Annotated in this window: 17 protein-coding genes; 9 read left to right on the top strand and 8 right to left on the bottom strand. The window is 49.0% G+C overall.

Features of this window, described 5'->3' with window-relative positions; all coding sequences use genetic code 11:
• Position 1: 1 nt before the first annotated feature.
• On the bottom strand, positions 2–1,588 hold the full coding sequence (locus A1OO_RS11470; protein ID WP_017003101.1) for an ABC transporter substrate-binding protein: 1,587 nt from the start codon (positions 1,586–1,588) through the stop codon (positions 2–4).
• 64 nt (positions 1,589–1,652) lie between these two features.
• Complete coding sequence (locus A1OO_RS23025) at positions 1,653–1,940, bottom strand: DUF2607 family protein (RefSeq protein ID WP_241819100.1); 288 nt, start codon at positions 1,938–1,940, stop codon at positions 1,653–1,655.
• 277 nt (positions 1,941–2,217) lie between these two features.
• On the opposite strand from A1OO_RS23025, the gene A1OO_RS11465 reads away from it, so the two are divergent.
• Positions 2,218–2,877, top strand: a complete 660-nt coding sequence (locus A1OO_RS11465) for a hypothetical protein (protein WP_016959967.1) — start codon at positions 2,218–2,220, stop codon at positions 2,875–2,877.
• An 88-nt stretch (positions 2,878–2,965) separates the two neighbouring features.
• On the opposite strand, the gene A1OO_RS11460 is transcribed toward A1OO_RS11465, so the two are convergent.
• Both A1OO_RS11460 and A1OO_RS11455 read right to left on the bottom strand, forming a co-directional pair.
• A complete protein-coding gene (locus A1OO_RS11460) occupies positions 2,966–3,838 on the bottom strand; it encodes an AraC family transcriptional regulator (RefSeq protein WP_017003100.1) in 873 nt (290 codons plus the stop codon).
• 5 nt (positions 3,839–3,843) lie between these two features.
• Complete coding sequence (locus A1OO_RS11455; protein WP_241819099.1) at positions 3,844–4,206, bottom strand: nuclear transport factor 2 family protein; 363 nt, start codon at positions 4,204–4,206, stop codon at positions 3,844–3,846.
• Between the two features lie 287 nt (positions 4,207–4,493).
• Between A1OO_RS11455 and creD the strand changes: the two genes are divergently transcribed.
• Complete coding sequence (gene creD / locus A1OO_RS11450) at positions 4,494–5,939, top strand: cell envelope integrity protein CreD (protein ID WP_017003098.1); 1,446 nt, start codon at positions 4,494–4,496, stop codon at positions 5,937–5,939.
• Positions 5,940–6,012: 73 nt separating this feature from the next.
• Here creD and A1OO_RS11445 read toward each other — a convergent pair whose 3' ends face one another.
• Complete coding sequence (locus A1OO_RS11445) at positions 6,013–6,942, bottom strand: hypothetical protein (protein ID WP_017003097.1); 930 nt, start codon at positions 6,940–6,942, stop codon at positions 6,013–6,015.
• A 190-nt stretch (positions 6,943–7,132) separates the two neighbouring features.
• Here A1OO_RS11445 and A1OO_RS11440 point away from each other — a divergent pair, with 190 nt between their 5' ends.
• On the top strand, positions 7,133–7,639 hold the full coding sequence (locus tag A1OO_RS11440) for a DUF3087 domain-containing protein (protein WP_017003096.1): 507 nt from the start codon (positions 7,133–7,135) through the stop codon (positions 7,637–7,639).
• A 78-nt stretch (positions 7,640–7,717) separates the two neighbouring features.
• On the opposite strand, the gene A1OO_RS11435 is transcribed toward A1OO_RS11440, so the two are convergent.
• On the bottom strand, positions 7,718–8,842 hold the full coding sequence (locus A1OO_RS11435) for an agmatine deiminase family protein (protein WP_026023823.1): 1,125 nt from the start codon (positions 8,840–8,842) through the stop codon (positions 7,718–7,720).
• Between the two features lie 259 nt (positions 8,843–9,101).
• On the opposite strand from A1OO_RS11435, the gene A1OO_RS11430 reads away from it, so the two are divergent.
• From A1OO_RS11430 to A1OO_RS11405, 6 genes are read left to right on the top strand one after another with little or no spacing between them, the layout of a single operon-like run.
• Positions 9,102–10,058, top strand: coding sequence for an AAA family ATPase (locus A1OO_RS11430; protein ID WP_017003094.1), 957 nt, complete (start codon positions 9,102–9,104; stop codon positions 10,056–10,058).
• Positions 10,055–11,026, top strand: coding sequence for a DUF58 domain-containing protein (locus A1OO_RS11425; protein ID WP_017003093.1), 972 nt, complete (start codon positions 10,055–10,057; stop codon positions 11,024–11,026). The genes A1OO_RS11430 and A1OO_RS11425 overlap by 4 nt, the downstream gene beginning before the upstream one ends.
• Before the next feature lie 31 nt (positions 11,027–11,057).
• Positions 11,058–11,564 carry a DUF4381 domain-containing protein gene (locus tag A1OO_RS11420; protein ID WP_017003092.1) on the top strand — a complete coding sequence of 169 codons (507 nt, stop codon included), beginning with the start codon at positions 11,058–11,060 and terminating at the stop codon, positions 11,562–11,564.
• The gene (locus tag A1OO_RS11415) at positions 11,557–12,522 is read left to right on the top strand and encodes a vWA domain-containing protein (RefSeq protein ID WP_016959957.1); all 966 of its coding nucleotides are present in this window, start codon (positions 11,557–11,559) and stop codon (positions 12,520–12,522) included. Before A1OO_RS11420 ends, A1OO_RS11415 begins: the two co-directional genes overlap by 8 nt.
• Positions 12,515–14,431, top strand: coding sequence for a VWA domain-containing protein (locus A1OO_RS11410; RefSeq protein ID WP_017003091.1), 1,917 nt, complete (start codon positions 12,515–12,517; stop codon positions 14,429–14,431). The genes A1OO_RS11415 and A1OO_RS11410 overlap by 8 nt, the downstream gene beginning before the upstream one ends.
• 7 nt (positions 14,432–14,438) lie before the next feature.
• The gene (locus A1OO_RS11405; RefSeq protein WP_017003090.1) at positions 14,439–16,115 is read left to right on the top strand and encodes a BatD family protein; all 1,677 of its coding nucleotides are present in this window, start codon (positions 14,439–14,441) and stop codon (positions 16,113–16,115) included.
• Positions 16,116–16,560: 445 nt separating this feature from the next.
• Here A1OO_RS11405 and A1OO_RS11400 read toward each other — a convergent pair whose 3' ends face one another.
• Positions 16,561–16,791, bottom strand: coding sequence for a hypothetical protein (locus tag A1OO_RS11400; protein WP_241819098.1), 231 nt, complete (start codon positions 16,789–16,791; stop codon positions 16,561–16,563).
• Between the two features lie 190 nt (positions 16,792–16,981).
• Positions 16,982–17,461 carry a GNAT family N-acetyltransferase gene (locus A1OO_RS11395; RefSeq protein WP_017003087.1) on the bottom strand — a complete coding sequence of 160 codons (480 nt, stop codon included), beginning with the start codon at positions 17,459–17,461 and terminating at the stop codon, positions 16,982–16,984.
• Between the last annotated feature and the right edge of the window lie 319 nt (positions 17,462–17,780).

Raw genomic sequence — 17,780 nt, 5'->3', positions numbered from 1 at the left:
TTTATTTAAAATCCATTTGGTTGATGAAGTAGTTTCGCTCAAACGGGTCAAACGCGAAGCCTTGAACACGACCGTTTACTGCGGTGTGTTGGCTGTAACTGGAAATAGGCAACACGGGGTAGTCTTCGTGAATGGCTCTTGCGACTTGCTGGCTCAATGCCGTGCTTCTGGCTGTATCGCGGGTTTGAATAAGCTCTGCAATGGCGGCATCCACTTCTGCATTTTCCCAGTTCATGGTGCCCCAATCGCCACCGCCGTTAGAAAAATCGGTGCTGATGATAGGAAGAGGGTCTGCGATGAAGCCAAAGTTACGTGCAATCAGCGCCATCTCGAGCGAACCATCTGCATGTCCTGCTGGGATCATGCTTGAGTTGGTGATATCGACAATCAAATCCACGCCAAGCTCTGCCCACTGCGCTTGAATCGCAGTCGCGACGGTGGCGAGTTCAGGGCGATCTGCGTAGGTGATTAAACGAATTTGAAAAGGCTTGCCATCACGGGTGAGTTTTCCGTTTTCATCGGCTGTCCAGCCCATTTCAGCGAATAGCGCGTTGGCTTCAGCTTGGTCAAATTCGTCGTTCGGCACGTCAGCCACATACCATTGAGACATAGAGCTTGGTAGCAACTGCGCTGTTTCAGAACCTTCTGCACTCAAGACATTTTTGGCAATCGCCGCACGATTGATTGCCATGCTTAGGGCTTTACGAGCGCGCACGTCATCAAGGAAAGGGTGACCGCTGTTGAGTTTGACAAACAAGGTACGTGGGATCAGGTTGCTGTGTACCTTCACATCGCTGGTGTCTGCCAACTGCGGAATCATGGCAGGGGCGAGGGTAAACACGATGTCAGCTTCACCCGATTTTGCTTGAAGAATACGGCTTTCAGGACGGTGCCCTGTCAGGTAGGTTGCGAACGTGATGTTGGCATTGTCTCCCCAATAGTCGCCAAACTTCTTCACCGTCAGCTTGTGGGGTGGTTCGAAGCTTTCCATTTGATACGGCCCTGTTCCATACAGTGTCGCTACCTCTCCCGTTTCGTTATAGGACGCCGGCGCAACAATGGCCGTCGAATAGTTAGTCAGAAGTGCAGGGAAAGCGACGTAAGGTTCGCGCAAATGAAATTGGATTTGGTTATCGCCAACGGCTTTGATGCTTTCTACTGAGGCTTTTTTCAGCGTACCGTGCTTTTTCAAGGCATTGTTTAGGCTGCCCAAAACCGCATCGACGTTCATGGCTGTGCCATCGTGAAATACGACGCTGTCTTTCAGTGTGAACGTCCAATCCAGTCCATCATCACTGACCTTCCATGCAGACGCCAAACCCGGCGTAATGTCGCCTTTCTTATTCACATTCAACAAGGTTTCGATAACCTGCATGCGGGTAAGAATATAGCCTTGTTTAGACGGGTCTAAGCTTGAGATTTCCCAAGGCCCACTGATGGATAATGTATTTGATTTTTCAGGGGTTAACTGTACAGGTTGTTTCGTCGAGAACCATACGGCAACACAAGCAAGAATGAGCGCACCATAAACAAACAATCGAACGATTTTCTTCTTTTTCGCCACCGTGGCGTATGAAATTTCAGTCATAAAGATCCCTAACGTATTCCTTTAACGTCATAAAAATGAAGGTGTAATGATTAAATGGAGGGCGCTATGACAACGGTGGCGAGCGAGTGCGTGGACGGAAATTCGCGCTAAGGCGAGCTTCTACACTTTCAAAGGTTTTGTCATGTTCGGGATCCACGGTTGTTGGTATCGAAACGGTCGCGTAAATCACTGCATGGTTAATGGAATCAAAAACCGAGCATTGGTGCGTTGTGTGAAAGTCTTCAGACGTGTCGGCTTCGTGGTGCAAGGAAGCGAAACTTAACCCTAGCGTTAAACAAAGGAGTAAGAATATAAACTGCGGCGATGCAGTAACACGATGAAAAAAAGACACAACATCAACGTCACGAGAACAAGAGTTGTTATAATATAACAATTCTTGTTTCAACTTTAAACGATAATTGTTATCAACTTCGTTTTGTCTAATATTTTATACGCATTTAAAGAAATGAGGCGTTTAAGGCGGAATACCCCCTGACCCAAACCGCGATTATTTCCGTGCGGTCTTAGGATTGAGTAACCCCTGTAAACTGAATTGGGTTAGCGTTAACAATGCGCGTATTGCTTGCTGAGAAAGCGAGTTTGTTCAATGGATTGATAAGGATATCCAGATGTTTGGTGACACGCTTTCAGCTGCGTTTTGGTTTACGTTTCGGCACAAAATGGCGCTTTTACGCATTACCATTATCCCAATTTTGGTGTCAATTTTTCTGCAATTGGTCGCGATTGAATTGCAAAGCGTATCGTTCATTTATGCCGTGATATTCATAGAAGCGATATTAAGCTCAATTATCGCCATAAACGTTCACCGCATTGTGCTTGAAGGGGAAGAATCAGTACCGAAGTGGGGGCGTTTCAAGATAGGCAAGATAGAGCTGTGGTTTTTGGCACATTATCTCAGTCTTTGGTTCGGGGTTTATGCGATCTTTCTATTAGCGTCGGTGCTTGGTGCGTTTGTTGGTGTGCTTATTATTGTAGGGGGGATTTTTTCATGCCGCCTTTGTCTCGTATTCCCGGCTATCGCTCTCGGCAAAGCGGTATCGTTTCCTTATGCTTGGAAACTGACAGCGCAGCGAACGTTCTACATGCTTTGCGTTGTTGCAATAACGCCGCTGATTTTTAGCTTATTCTTGATTACTCTAGGATTTCTCGGTGTTCCTGATGCAATCTTTTCCTTTTCTAGCCATTTAATAACCATGCTGGCTGTCATCACCCTTTCATTCGCTTATCAGAAACTGACGGAGGAACCGAAGCATTTGGAAAGAGACTGAGGAATAGAAAAAGAGAAGCAAGGCAGGAGATGAGTCGCATTCTAAATACAATTTGGTGGCGAAATTTCTCTGTCATTTTATGCCCCTATTATTGAATGGGGATAGAATAGTAAATGACCGACTCATCTGAATTAGGTTGGTATTCTCTTCCATATGTTTCAATGTCTGGTCCTTGAGTATGCCAATCGATCCCCCCCATCAACCACGTGGAATAAATGAAATTGACGGTGCTGTCTAATTGCGTTGGTTTACCACGATGTGAAAACTTGGCATATCGTGATGCTGCGATCGACACCGCGGTGAGTCCATCAGGAATATTTGTGAGTGACGAAACCTCCACTGCTGCGATGTATTCCAACAATTCAGTGTTTTCTGTTGTTGGTTGCACCACACCGTAAGCCACATAAGGATCGCTGCGGCATTGAATTTCTTTGATTCTTGGTAAAAATGCGTCCCAAAGTGCCGGCAACATTTGGCTGATATTATTTTTATCTGAGTCAGACCCATAAAACGTGGTTCCCAGCCCGACGAGCATCATGGCTTTCTGGTCAATGATCTCTGGTTCCAATTTAACTTGTTGATTCAAGTGACGCAGGTAATCAGGTGTAAATTGAATCTTTTTCAACCATCGTTTCTTGCCTTCTATCTGCCTATATTGGTTTGGCGTCACACCGAAAAGTGACTTAAAGGCGCGCGTATAGGCTTCTTGAGATTCAAATCCCGCTTCCAGCGCAATATCCAATATGCGGTTGTCGTCGACCTCAAGGGAAAGCAATGAGCACGATAACCGGCGATTTCGAATGTAGGTTTTTAACGTCTCACCGGTTAGCGCTTTGAAGATACGTTGGAAATGCCATTGGCTTAACCCTGCAATTCTCGCCACGTTATTCAACTGTATGTCGTTTCCAAGGTTGGCTTCGATAAAATCGACGCCAATCTGAATTTTGTCCAAATAGGTCAATATGCTTACCCTTGTTCTGGCAATTCAAAAAAGCCGGTGGCGGATACCAACTGCCCTTCATCATTGTATTCACCGATACTGATCCCCTCTCCGAGTATATGTCCTTCTCGATCGCACATATTCCATTTCGCGAGGCATTTATTGTGGTGTGACATGAAATACGTCGTAACAAAGTGACCACCATCGACTTGTTGATGAAAGTCCAACATATACTGAAGCAAGTCGTCCCAAGTCTCTGTTTGAATGAGGGGGTCGGTATACACCACATTTTCATTCATTGACTGCCTAAACAGCGCAATTTTTTCTTCTTTTGATTCAGCCTTCCAAGCGCTTGCGTAGGTTTCCCATATTTTCTGCTTTTCCATCATTACTTACCTTTCGTTTAAAAATGGCAGTTTGACGAATATTGAACATGCAGTTTTGATATTTTGTGCGATTTTCACATTGAACCATCATAGTGATTGGCGAACTGAACGTTGAAACCCGTTCACATTAAGTCAAACCATCTTCTGTAAATCATCAGACTTCCGTTTGGCTTAACTGCGCCGCCATATTCTCGCCACCATTGATCACCACATTGCCAGCCTGTGACTTCGTTGCTTTGGTTTAATGTCCTTTCACACATCATCTCGCCAATCATTTGCAAGGAAGACTCATGACTGATTTAATTTTTGGGCTTCTCGCCCTATTGCTGCTCGCCGTTTTTGGCTTTGGCGCATTCGTGTTAGTAAAAACAGGGCTAAACCGTTTAAACATCAATATTGATTTACCTGAGGTGCAAGCGCGCAGCTCCCTGTTATTAAAAGGCGTGTTGGCCTTGGTGCTTTGTTTACTCGCCATCGTGCCACTCTCCATGGTGCATGACATGGCGAACGAGCGGGAGTATTTGTACAACGACGTGGTGAATGAAATTGGCCAATCGTGGGGGAGTGAGCAAACCTTGGCTGGGCCTGTGCTGGTGCTGCCTTACACCTATGTGGTGATTCAAGAGGTGGCAACGGGTGACGGGGAAGTGAAAGAAGTAAGTGAACGTCGAACACGTCGCTACGACGAAGTCGTGATCTTACCGACAACGCTGGATCTGAAAGCGGCATTAACACATGACTTTCGCACTCGAGGCATTTATCAGTCTCTCGTTTACCAAAGCACGATCGAAGGTAAGGCTGATTTTCAATTTGCGCTACCCAATATTGCCAACCTCGAAACCTTCCATTTTGATGCCGCACGTTTGGTGTTCGGGTTATCCGCAAACAAAGCGATTGATGGCGTAGACATGTTCACGGTGACAGGAGAAGGGCTACCCGCTGAAATGAGTTTGATGTCGGGCACCGGGCTGGACACTGATGCACTGAAACGTGGCTTTCATCGTCCTATCTCGCTGGCGGAAACACCCGTGCCGTTTACGTTGGATTTTAAAATCCGTTTACGTGGTTCGCAAGGAATTGGTTTCTTGCCGTTAGGGGAAAGCTCAACGTTTGAATTAACAACAGACTGGCCGCACCCAAGCTTTGTGGGCGCACTGCCAACGGCGAGAAACATTAACGATAACGGCTTTTCTGCCACGTGGAATATCAGCCATTTAAGCCGAAATTATCCGCAGGTGTTTGTTGATTCTGCCAGCATCAACCTCGACGAGGCGAATGCTTATACCCAGCTATTTGAGCCAAACACTCACTACGGAAAGATTGAGCGCTCATTGAAGTACGGTCTGCTGTTTGTTGCGTTGACGTTTATTGTATTGATGATGTTTGAACTTGGTATGAAGCAAGGCAATGCACAGAGCTTGTCGGCGCTGCAGTACGCCATGGTGGGTGCTGCCATGACGCTGTTTTATCTGGTGCTATTGGCGCTTTCTGAACACATGAGTTTCACCATGGCATTCATGGCGGCAGCGAGTATTCCCTTGATCAGCATTCCCGCGTATGTGGGCAGCGCAACAGGCAGCGTGGGGAGAGGCGTGATCATGCTGTCTATGCTTATCGGTTTGTATGCACTCTTGTACTCCATCCTGCGTCTCGAAGACTACGCCTTGCTCATGGGCAGTGGTTTGTTGGTCACGGTGCTGTTGACCTTGATGTTTATGACGAGGAAGAAAAGGTAGCGTCATAATGAAGGGAAGGGCGAATAATGGTTGTAACACAAAGCCGCCCTCTCTCTCTCTCTCTCAACACACTTCACCACACATCCTTGTTCGGATCATTGGCTTTAACCCAGGCTGCGTTTTCTCGCGCTTCTAAATACAGCTGCAAACCATTGTATGAGGCAAATGCCGCCGCGCCGCCAAGGTGTTGGAAGTCATCAAAATAGTCATCTTCTAGCGGGCACAGTTCAGAGAGTGTGCTCGCCCCTTTTGCTATTGCCCACTGAATGGCAAAGCTCGGCGCAATCGTGCCTGAAACCGAGACATCTTCAATGGATAGCTCAAGATCACTTCGGGCCGCGGCTTCGCGTTTTTCAGCTTCTTCAATGGCAATGTCATCAATGATTTGGGTGCGGCGAGCGGGGGAAATTCGCTTATTCAATTTCGCGATTTTTAACGCGTAATCAAAACGCGCGGGGGTGACAATTTCAACCAGTTGAGTGAGCAGTTCTTTGTCGATATCGCTCGCTTTTTCAAAGAAATCGACACAATTTCTGAGTGACGCATAGCATGTGCCGTTGAATTCAAAACTGCTCGTATCGTCCATCGCATCAAAAGTCAGGCCGTCAACAATAAGTGGCCAACCTTCATACGCCACGCGCTGTTTGGCAATTTCATACATGTGCCAGGCACTTTCACCAAAGCCGCCCAAGATGGACCCTGAAAATTCACTTTCTTCGAGTTCTTCTTTTGTCCAGTTTTCACCGATGGCGAGGTGCTTGGTGTATTTGGAGATGAGCGCCTGTTTAACGTGGGCGCGAAACTGCCAAATGGAATTGATGTCGCGAGAGTGTTTGATGGCATCGCATTCTTTGCATGCCGGTAACGCCAACAATGCATGTTCGACGTTTTTTCGGGCAGTACGGGGAAAATGAAGAATTTCCGATGAGGGTTCACCACAGAACCAGCAAATGTGGCGCTGGTTGAACGGGATATCGATCAATGTATGAGAGTGAGTTTGCATGGCCGCTTTACGCTTATTCTGATGTCCGCAGTTTACTGGGTAAGTGCGTCAATGTATCTCTTCTTGCGACAACAAAATCCGCTTCTTTTTTCTGGCTTGTCTCAACGGATACCATTTGCAACAAAGTATCCCTTAATCAACCCATTGAAAGGTGTATGATTTCAGACAGGCCACGAACATTGGAAAACCCATGCAGTTAATCAAGATCGACAAAACGTTATACCGTTCACGTTTAAACAGGGTGATCGTTGCCTGTATTGCCATTTTGGCGATATCGAGCTTGGCGATTTCTCAGACATTGATACTGATTTTCCCGTCTCAAACGGGATCTCACTTTCATTGGAATTTGCTTGGCGTAGTGGTGAGCGCGATTGGGTTGGTGATGACGCTGATCAAGCTGAAAACTCACCCTAAAATGCGCGAAGTGGCGTATGTGTGGGATCTCAAGCAGGCGCTGAATTTAATCTATCGGAAAAATAGAAAGCTCGTAGCGGCTGCCAAACTGGGCAATCCTGATGCCATGCTGGCGCTTCAGTTCAGCTACGAAGGCTCTCGCCAGTTGTGGCAACTGGACGACAACACCATCACCATGAGCAGCCTCAATGAAGCACAAGCACAGCTTGATGAGTGGGTCCGCGAGTACAATGTGCAGTTAGACATTACACACTATCACTCAGCGTCACTTAAAGCGTTTTAATCCGCGATCCGATAGGGCGTTAGCTTTGTAGCTATGCGCCCTATTACTTCAACTATCAAAATCACTTCGACTTATTTATCACTTCAATTTATCCATCGCTTTCGGCTCTTGCTGAGTCGCACAGTGCACACTGCCACCACCGGCAGCAATCGCATCAAGGTTCAATGCTTCGATTTGACGATCCGGGAACAACAGTTCGAGGGTTTCCTTGGCTTTTTTGTCTGCGGCTTTGTCGCCAAATTCTTGCATGATCACCGCGCCATTACAGACGTAAAAACCCACATATCCGGCGGCGAAATCGGGATCGTCATATTCCTCCCTTACGCTTGAAGGTGTTTCAAGCGGGTTAACCGTGAGCCTATTACCTTGTGCATCGGTCGCGTTAGCTAAGATATTTGCATGCTCTCGGGTTAAGGCGAACTCGTAAGAATTGGGGTCAGTATCTATGCCCACTACCACATTGCCCGGCGTGGTAAATCGCGCATAGAAATCGGTGTGACCATCGGTAATGTCACGCCCTTTGATACCGGGCAGCCAGATGATTTTCTCAAGCCCGAGCAACGGCATGATCAGATCTTCAAACTGCGCTTTTGACATGTTCGGGTTTCGGTTGTTATTGAGGGTGCAACTTTCGGTAATGATCGCTGTGCCGATACCGTCCACTTCAATGCAGCCGCCCTCCATCACCAGAGGGGTATTGATAACAGGTACATTCGCCAACTTGGCAATCTGCGTCGCTACCGTCGCATCTTTCTGATGCATTTGTTTGTCGCCCCAACCATTAAAGTTGAAATCCACCGCGCCAGTATTTCCCACGTTGCTGAGTACAAACGTCGGGGCGGTATCACGCGCCCACAGATCGTCCATGTCACCGACAATCAGATCCACCTTGTCGCCCATCAGTGATTTTGCCAATGCCATGTCTTTTTGGCGCACCAACATCGACACAGGTTCATATTTGGCAATGGTCAGCGCAATATCAGCCAGATTTTCTTGCACGACAGGCAATAGGTCGCTTCCCCAGATCTGCTTGTTGGCGCCGAACGCCATCCATGTTCGCACGTGCGGTGAGGCTTCATCTGGCATAAACCAACCTTGAGAGAAATTGGTCGCGCCAGTTGTTTTTGCGCTAAGAAGATGCGTCAGCGGTAATGTCATGGCGAGCACACTGGCATGTTGGATAAATCGACGACGAGAAATCATGCTTCCCCCCTGAATTAAGGCTGATGATTTAACTATCAGAAAGATAGCAGACACATCATCATAGGGAGCCTTTGCATTATTGAGTGGTGCGTTTTTAAGAGAACACTGATTGCGCATTACTTTCGGTACACTGCGCTTTTTCCCCTTGAAAGCGAGCGCAATGACCTCCATTTTGAGTGGCAGTGAACCTCTGTGCTGCAACGCGGTCTCAAACAGGTCATTTTTCCTTTGTTTTTGATTCACCAAGGACAAGAATTTTATGTTATCGGATACTTTTCAACGCCTTAATGATTACCTGCAAAGTCAGGTTATCGGCCAACCACAACTGGTTAAGCAACTGCTGATCGCTTTATTGGCAGACGGTCACATCTTGGTGCAAGGGCCACCGGGTCTCGCGAAAACCCGCGCAGTCAAAATGTTAGCGGACTGCATTGAAGGGGATTTCCACCGCATTCAATTCACCCCTGACTTGCTGCCAGCCGATCTAACGGGTACCGACATTTTCCGTCCTGAAACGGGAGAGTTCACCTTTCAGCCGGGGCCAATTTTCAATTCACTGGTACTGGCGGATGAGATAAACCGCGCCCCCGCCAAAGTGCAGGCCGCCATGCTTGAAGCCATGGCAGAAAAGCAGATCACGGCAGGCAGAAAAACCTATCCGTTACCCGAGCTATTTCTGGTGATGGCGACGCAAAACCCGATCGAGCAAGAAGGCACGTATCCGCTGCCGGAAGCACAGCTCGACCGCTTCTTGCTGCAATTAAACGTTGAATACCCAGATGCCGACAGTGAACTTGAGATCCTTCGTCTTAATCGCGGCGAAGCGCAAGGTCTAGAGAAACAAGAGCCTGTGCATCTAAAACAAGAGAACATTTTTGAAGCGCGTCAGGCTGTGCTTGGCATTCACATGGCAGAAGATGTCGAGAAGTACATCATTCGTTTGATCATGGCCACACGCGATCCGCATCGTTACAGCGACAAACTGGCGGCGTGGCTACAAATGGGGGTAAGCCCTCGCGCCACGTTAGCGTTAGATCGCTGCGCCCGTGCACATGCATGGTTAGCAGGGCGAGATTTCGTGACCCCCGACGATGTGCAAGCCATGGCCTACCCTGTACTGCGCCACCGCCTGCTGTTGAGCTACGAAGCCCAAGCAGAAGGTATCGCGGCGGATAGCGTGGTGAAACACTTGATTGAGCAGGTCGCCAGCGTATGAGCCTGACAGACACCACCGCGGTTTTGCCACCACACAGTGACGGCGTCAACGTGGGTCTGGCTGAACTGCTGCACTACCAGAAACAGGCGGTGCGATGGCTGCCGCCGGCGTTGAGCATTTGGTCGCAATTAAGTGGCCAACACGGCAGTCGCCAGAAAGGGCGCGGCATGAACTTCTCTGAAGTACGTCCGTATCAATCGGGCGATGACATTCGCGCTATTGATTGGCGGGTGACGGCTCGCACCGGAAAAACCCATACCAAGCTGTTCACGGAAGAACGGGAACAGCCTGTGATGCTGATGGTCGATCTCAGTGCCAGCATGAAGTTTGGTTCGCAACTGATGTTGAAATCGGTTCAAGCCACTCACTTTGCCAGCCTACTCAGTTGGTTGGTGGTGAGCCAACAAGATCGCATTGGTGCGGTGATCTACAACGGCATTCAACTGCGTGAGTGCAAACCGACCGCAAGACGCCAAGGTACCTTGCACATCATTCATGCCTTGATGGAATCCCACAAAGAAATGCTGACGGCAGAGAACCACACTGCCTCCACGGAAGGTTGGCAAGGGGCGCTTAGACACATGCACCATTTGTGTCCCAAAGGCAGTGAAATCGCCATCATCAGCGATTTTTACGCGCTGACCCAAGCGGACAAGCGCAGATTGAGCCAACTTCGCCAACATAACCGCATTCAGTTTGTGCAGATTTCAGACCCGCTTGAGCAGGGACAAACCGACTACCGCGGTCATGAATGGGTATCGGATGATATCGACACGGCATGGCTGGATTTTTCTGCGCGTAAAACCCGCGAAAGTCTGGCCATTCAGTACCAACGCCACCAGCAATTTATTACCGATATGGCGCGGTCGTTGGCGATTCCCCTGCATACCATCAGCGCCGCACAGCCGCTGTTGCAGCAGATTGGCAGCACACGTCGCGGCAGTGCAAACGCTACCAATACGAAATGAGGTCAAACACGATGAAGGCATTGTCATAACCATGACGAATACAGCATCAACAACATTACCACTGGCCGATATTCAGCTTCAGATCGCCCCCGAGGTCTGGCCGCTGGCATGGGGCTGGTGGGCATTGATCGCAGCACTTTTGGCAGGCACATTACTTGCCATCTTTTTGCTGCGTCAGCGTACTCAACGCTTACAAGCGCGAAATGAAGCGCTCAATCAGCTAACTCAAGCCGATTCACTGGCTGCCATCAATGCATTATTAAAGCGCGCGGCACTGAGCTATTTCGACCGCGATTTGGTTGCGGGTCTGACTGGCTCAGCGTGGCTAGCATTTCTCGACAGCCAACTGCCTGCCATCAAACAAGGCTTTGTCGCCCAAGACGAGCTTTGGCAGAAAGGGATATTTGCCAACGTCGCACTGTCAGACGCCGAGCTGAATACCTGTAAAGCATTAGCAGAAACGTGGTTAAAACAAGCATTGCCGCCCAACAGCAAACCCATAGACAGCAACGCTACCAAGGAGGCAAACCATGTTTGAGTTTGTCTGGTGGTGGGCGTTTATTTTGCTGCCGTTACCCTTGCTGGTATACAAGTTCGCCAAGCCCGTGCCAACCCCAGCGGCTATCCACTTGCCCCGCATTCCAAAAGGCTTGGGTGGTAAACAACAACGCAGCCGTTTACGACAGCTGCTGATGGCGCTGCTGTGGGTGAGCGTAGTGCTCGCCGCTGCCCGTCCGATTTGGTATGGCGACCCTATTCAGATCCAGCCAGAACACAGAGACATGATGCTGGCCGTCGATCTGTCAGGCTCTATGGCAATGGAAGACATGGTGATGACCAATGGCAGCACCACCGATCGCTTATCTGCCGTCAAAGATGTGCTGGCGGATTTCATCACAAAACGCGAAGGCGACCGCGTGGGCTTGGTGCTATTTGCCGATCACGGCTATCTGCAAACGCCGCTCACGCTGGATCGCAACACCGTGGCGCAACAGCTTGAACGCGCCGTTCTCGGGCTGATCGGTGAAAGCACCGCCATTGGTGAAGGCTTAGGCGTTGCCACCAAAACCTTTATTGATAGCAAAGCCCCGCAGCGCGTGATCATCTTACTCAGTGACGGCGCGAATACGGCGGGTGTTATTGACCCATTAGAAGCGGCAGAGCTTGCCAAAGAAAACGACGTGACCATTTATACCATTGGCGTTGGTGCCGACAGCATGCTGCAACGCAGCTTGTTTGGCACAAGACGGGTTAACCCTTCGCAAGATTTGGACGAAAGAACCCTGACCGACATCGCCAAAATGACCGGTGGGGAATACTTCCGCGCTCGGGACAGAAAAGAGCTTGAAACCATTTACCAACTCATCGACCAGCTAGAGCCGATCTCAACCGTTCAGCAAACATGGCGACCACGAGACGAGCTTTTCCGCTTTCCGCTTGGATTCGCGCTGGCGTTGTCTGTCGTCATCGTTGTTTTAAGGAGACGTCATGGCTGATTTTACCTTTATGCACCCCACATGGCTGTTGGCCTTATTGCCACTCGCCGTGCTTCTTCCTTGGGTTCAAGGAAAAGCACAAAAATCGGGCTTGATCGCGCCGCATCTCGCCGCGTTGCTGTCGGGCAACCAAACAGCTAACCGCAAACCCAAGCGTTGGCCTGTTGCTGTGCTTGCTAGCGCATGGCTAATGTCAGTGATTGCCTTGGCTGGACCAAGCTGGCAGAAAACTGAATTACCTGCGGTTAACCTTGCCGGCGCACGCGTGTTGGTGATGGACATGTCCCGCTCTATGTACGCCACGGATATTGCCCCTAATCGTCTGACACAAGCGCGATTCAAAGCGCTCGACATGTTACCGGGCTGGAAAGAAGGCAGCACAGGCTTGGTGACGTATGCGGGCGATGGCTACATCGTCAGCCCGTTAACCGAAGATGCCGCAACCCTAAAAACCCTGATCCCGAATTTGTCTCCCGTCATTATGCCAATCCCCGGTAGCAACGCCGCTGCAGGGATAAACCAAGCGATGGATTTGTTGAAACAAGCTGGGTTTGCGCAAGGAGACATCGTGTTAATCACCGATGGATTGAGCAATAGCGAGTCCAACGCCGCGCTTAACGTGCTGGGGGGCACCGATTATCGCGTCTCTGTTTTGGCGGTCGGCACACAACAAGGTGCGCCAATCAAACTGCCAGACGGCAAATTGCTGGAACAAAATGGCATGCCAGTGATAGCGAAACTTAACCTTAATACCTTGGCGTCTATCACCCAGAAAACAGGCGGCATGCTCCAGCAGTGGCAGCCGACCAACCGAGACGTGAATAACCTCGTCGCGTTTACCGCCAAGCCGCTCGACGGCAACGCCGATGGGAAGAGTAAAACCATTGAAGAACGCATCAACGATGGTTTCTGGCTGCTCCTGCCTATCATGTTACTCGCGCTGTTTGGTTTTCGAAAAGGCGTGGTATTAGCCGCCCTGATTGTTGTCATGCCGATTAACCCAGCTTCAGCTGCGGCTTTTAAGACCGACGATCAACAAGCCTACGAGCAGTTTGAATCGGGCAATTATCAAGATGCGGCGAGCGCTTTTGAATCGCCTTCATGGAAAGGAATAGCGCAGTACAAAGCCGAAGATTATCAGGGCGCGATAGAGACCTTGTCGCAATTGGACGATCCAGTTTCTCAATACAACCTCGGCAATGCGTACGCCCAGGCTGGCGATTTAGAGGCTGCTCAGAAAACCTATGAATCTTTGCTGACGAAAACGCCGGATAACGCCGATGCCAAGCACAATCTGGATGTGGTGAAAAAAGCCCTCGAACAGCAGAAACAACAACAACAAGAACAGAAAGATCAGCAAAACAACGACCAACAGCAGGGTGAGGGTGACGAGTCACAGGACAAGTCTCAAAGCCAGCAAGGCAGTCAAGATCAGTCATCGCAGGATCAACAAGGCGATCAGCAACAGCAAAATCCGTCTAAGCAAGAGGGCTCTGGGCAAGAGAGTTCTGAGCAAGAACGTTCGGGCCAAGAAAGCGCAGATCAACAACAAGAGCAATCCTCTGAACAGAGTCAGCCGCAAAGCGCCGACGCCAACAAGCAAGACGGTGCCGAGCAACATAGCGAAGCCAAATCTGAGCAAGAGCAAACCAAGGAACAAGACGGACAGCAGAATGAACAAGGTCAGGATGGCGAACAAAATCAGGACGGAGAACAAGGCGAACAGCCAGCGGCAATGGCCTCTGAATCCGGTGAGCCTGCCAACGACAGCGATGCCCTGACCGCCAGCAATCCGGTACTTAAAAAGCTCGAGCAAGTGCAGGATGATACCGCCGCCTTGCTTCGCGCTCAGTTAATCCTTCAGGCTAGGCAAAAAGAGATGCCGCAGCCTACTGAAAATTCATGGTGAACAAAGAATGAACGATCAGAGATTTTCGCTGATGTCACTGTCACAACAGGCCAAAGCCGCCTTGCTAATCGTTGCGATGGTGATGGCGTCTCTACCCAGCGTGGCATTTGCGGCAACCGCCGAAGCCACGGTGTCCAAAAACGTGGTCGCGCTGGGTGACGCATTACAACTGACTATTTCTGTCGATGAAAGCGTGAGTAATGACGCTCTGGATCTCTCGCCACTCGACAAAGATTTCATCTATGGCAGACCGAGCGTTAGCAGCAACACGTCTTACATCAATGGCGCATTAACGCGCAGCACCATATGGCGCGTGGCAATCGCAGGCAAACAGGTCGGCAGTTACACGGTTCCGATGTTAACCATTGATGGCATGAGCACTGATCCCATCACCATCAAGGTAGAAGAAGCAGGTCAGGCGACAGCACAAGCCGATACGCAAGCGGTCGACGTGATCGCCACACTTGATCGCCACGATGGCTATGTTGGCGAAACCTTCAATTATCGCGTTCGCCTGATGATCGGCACACGGTTAGATTCCCCTGCCCTGCAAGCGCCGTTCGGTGAAGGCTTTGACGTCACGCAAGTGGGCGAAGATGTGCAAGCCGAGGCCGTGGTGAATGGTCGTCGATATGTAGTGATCAGTCGTCAATATCAAATCACCCCGACTCAAGCCGGCGAACTCACGATTGAAGGCGCGGTATTCAGTGGCACTGAAGTCAAAGGGAATAGCTGGGGCGCATCACTGGGGGTACCTCTCAGCCGTCAAGCCAACGGCTTAACCCTGAACATTGAAAACAAACCCGTGGATTTCCAAGGCTTGTGGCTACCAACGCCAAGCCTTGAACTAACTCAAAGCTGGCAACCGGACACGCTAAGTCAACGACTCAGCACCGAGGTGGGTGAGCCGATTAACCGCGTGATCACCCTGAAAATCAAAAACATTGCCCAAAGCGCCATGCCAAATCTCAATCTGGATTATCCCACCAGCGTGAATGTGTATTCTGACAAACCGGAGTACAGCGAGGACGGTGATTACACCGTGATGACCGTGAAACAAGTCATTATTCCTCGTCAGGAAGGGAAAATCACACTGCCGGCTCTGTCGATTAATTGGTTTAATACAAAAGATAAACAACAACAGACTAGCGAGATCGAAGGTCTTTCCTTAACTGTAACGCCGGGAGAAAACACGCCTGATGTTCAGCCCGAGCTATCCGATACAAGCACGAATCAAACACCGTCTTCGCCTTTACAAACCAGTGATACTAAGGTGATCACGCAAGCGGGTTATTGGCCGTGGGCGACAGGTTTCTTTGCCACTTTATGGATCGGCACATTGGGCTTATATTTACGCAGACCAAAGGCTAACCGAGCCTCAACGGCAGAAACGCAGACGTCAAAATCGCCTCACGCTGACAATGTCCTGCTGATGCTGAAAACCGCGGTTAGTGCCAATGATGCCGTCGCGGTTGCGACTCACTATCGCAACTGGCAAACCGGTCATCTACCGCACGATTTACGCGAGAAAATTGGTGCAGAGATTAACGCCATGATGGAAAGCCGATACAGTTCGCACGCCCAAGGTTGGCGCAATAACGAATTGCTTGCGCTGCTCAAACAAGCAGAGAAAGTGAAGCGCCACAAAACCAAAGGCCAATCACTCAGCGAGCTAACCCCTTAGGCTCAGTGAAGCGTTAACAGCCTAGAAACGACAGCATAGATAAACAAAAAAACCGGAGGTCGCCTTCCGGTTTTTTTGTGAATTTAAGGTAGGTGCAGACATCAACGATGCCAGCTAGCTGTATCTATTGCAGTGCCATAAGAACATACTAAAGCTAGTTATGTGATTGCTCGACGATTGAAACAATATACCCGAGCATTACCTAACAAGGTCCTCAGGCAGGCACAAGCTTGCTTTTGGCTTAAGAAGTTACCTCTAAGGAAAGCATCATGAGCAAAGGACAAAACAGCAAAAAGAACCAAAAGAAAAAGCCCCTTCTCACCGCAAAAGAAAAGAAAGCTGAGAAGGTATCCAAGAAAGCTATCACAAACGTTTTCAGTAAATAAGGTTAAGCAGGCCATCGATGTCATTTGATGGCCTCTGTGTGTGCAAGGGCACTGGCTTGTTAGAACGGAATCCACGAACTTAAACATTTAGCGCGATGACCGTTGTAGTTTTGGCGATTTCTCACTGCTGCGTAGCCACTGTGAAAGCTGAACATAGCTGGAATCGCCAATAGACTGGCCAACCACAAGATCAATTCATTCACGGAATAGAAAAGGCAAAAAAACAGTGATGTGATGCTGATAATGAATACGCCCACATCACACCACATCAGGACTTTCTTGTTCTTCACAAACCCCTCCCAGTCATAGACATACCAATCCATTGAAAACTGGTCACATTGTGGACAAACGCCACTTTGGGGAAGGGTCTTGGTGATCTCTTGGCAATTGGGGCAGCGGGCTTTCATCGTAACCTTTTATTTCACATCAGTAAGTTGCATCAGAGACACAACACGCCTTGATGATTTTGTTACGTGAACACTACTCATTGAAGTCTTTACGCATAGGCTGACCACGGTTTTGATCAGCGTCAGCTGATTTATACCAACCATTTTTTAGATAGAATCTCTCAGCCTGAAAATTACCCGGAATATAGCGCAGCATGGCGCCAACACATTGGTCTTCAATCAGTTTATCTACAACATAGCTATGGATGACTTGGCCCAAGCCCTTACCCCTATAAGCAGGCGCAAGATAAAACAAATTCACGTAGCCAGCTCTCTGGTTATCCGATGTTTCTATTCCGGATTTAAACTCAAGCTGGCCGATAATTTTCTTCTCATGCCATATGTGGAAAAAACCGTCTGGGCTTTCTTCTGACAATGAATAGAACCACCGAATCGCATCGTCCTCCGAGAACCCTTTATCAGAACCGTGGCTGATAAACCACGCATCCCTTCGGAAGGTGACACAGGTACTCAAATCACGCTCTAGGTTTACAGGAATAAATACTATATCCATTGTTAACTCTTCATTGAAACGACATTGATATGTGGTTAGTCCACACTGGGTTGCACTAAAAGGCATTCACCAAACAGCCAGTTAGTACTCAATTCCATTTTTTATCATCGTAACATTTTGCCTAAAAAGCAGTTTTTGAAGTGTCCCGTTTTGAGAGTGAGTAAATATCTCTGAATGTTTCTTCACAGCTCAGGTGGAAAGAATCAGTGCTGCTGGTCATAAGAACGCTGCGGCAAAACGATGGCTCTCATCCCACCAAACTACTGGCACTGATGTAACCATTTCATACGGATTGTTGCGCCCTTGTTACCCCTTAATA

It is taken from the genome of Enterovibrio norvegicus FF-33, assembly GCF_000286835.2.
Taxonomy (GTDB): Bacteria; Pseudomonadota; Gammaproteobacteria; order Enterobacterales; family Vibrionaceae; genus Enterovibrio; species Enterovibrio norvegicus_A.
The sequence above is the reverse complement of the archived record's forward strand: the minus strand, read 5'-3'. Positions and strand labels throughout refer to the sequence as shown.

Coding starts and splice junctions, on each gene's coding strand:
- A1OO_RS11395 (WP_017003087.1), bottom strand. CDS start 17,461: ATGGATATAGTATTTATTCCTGTAAACCTAGAGCGTGATTTGAGTACC.
- A1OO_RS11430 (WP_017003094.1), top strand. CDS start 9,102: ATGTTATCGGATACTTTTCAACGCCTTAATGATTACCTGCAAAGTCAG.
- A1OO_RS11470 (WP_017003101.1), bottom strand. CDS start 1,588: ATGACTGAAATTTCATACGCCACGGTGGCGAAAAAGAAGAAAATCGTT.
- A1OO_RS11465 (WP_016959967.1), top strand. CDS start 2,218: ATGTTTGGTGACACGCTTTCAGCTGCGTTTTGGTTTACGTTTCGGCAC.
- A1OO_RS11420 (WP_017003092.1), top strand. CDS start 11,058: ATGACGAATACAGCATCAACAACATTACCACTGGCCGATATTCAGCTT.
- A1OO_RS11440 (WP_017003096.1), top strand. CDS start 7,133: ATGCAGTTAATCAAGATCGACAAAACGTTATACCGTTCACGTTTAAAC.
- A1OO_RS11445 (WP_017003097.1), bottom strand. CDS start 6,942: ATGCAAACTCACTCTCATACATTGATCGATATCCCGTTCAACCAGCGC.
- A1OO_RS11415 (WP_016959957.1), top strand. CDS start 11,557: ATGTTTGAGTTTGTCTGGTGGTGGGCGTTTATTTTGCTGCCGTTACCC.
- A1OO_RS11455 (WP_241819099.1), bottom strand. CDS start 4,206: ATGATGGAAAAGCAGAAAATATGGGAAACCTACGCAAGCGCTTGGAAG.
- A1OO_RS11405 (WP_017003090.1), top strand. CDS start 14,439: ATGAACGATCAGAGATTTTCGCTGATGTCACTGTCACAACAGGCCAAA.
- creD (WP_017003098.1), top strand. CDS start 4,494: ATGACTGATTTAATTTTTGGGCTTCTCGCCCTATTGCTGCTCGCCGTT.
- A1OO_RS11425 (WP_017003093.1), top strand. CDS start 10,055: ATGAGCCTGACAGACACCACCGCGGTTTTGCCACCACACAGTGACGGC.
- A1OO_RS11410 (WP_017003091.1), top strand. CDS start 12,515: ATGGCTGATTTTACCTTTATGCACCCCACATGGCTGTTGGCCTTATTG.
- A1OO_RS11435 (WP_026023823.1), bottom strand. CDS start 8,842: ATGATTTCTCGTCGTCGATTTATCCAACATGCCAGTGTGCTCGCCATG.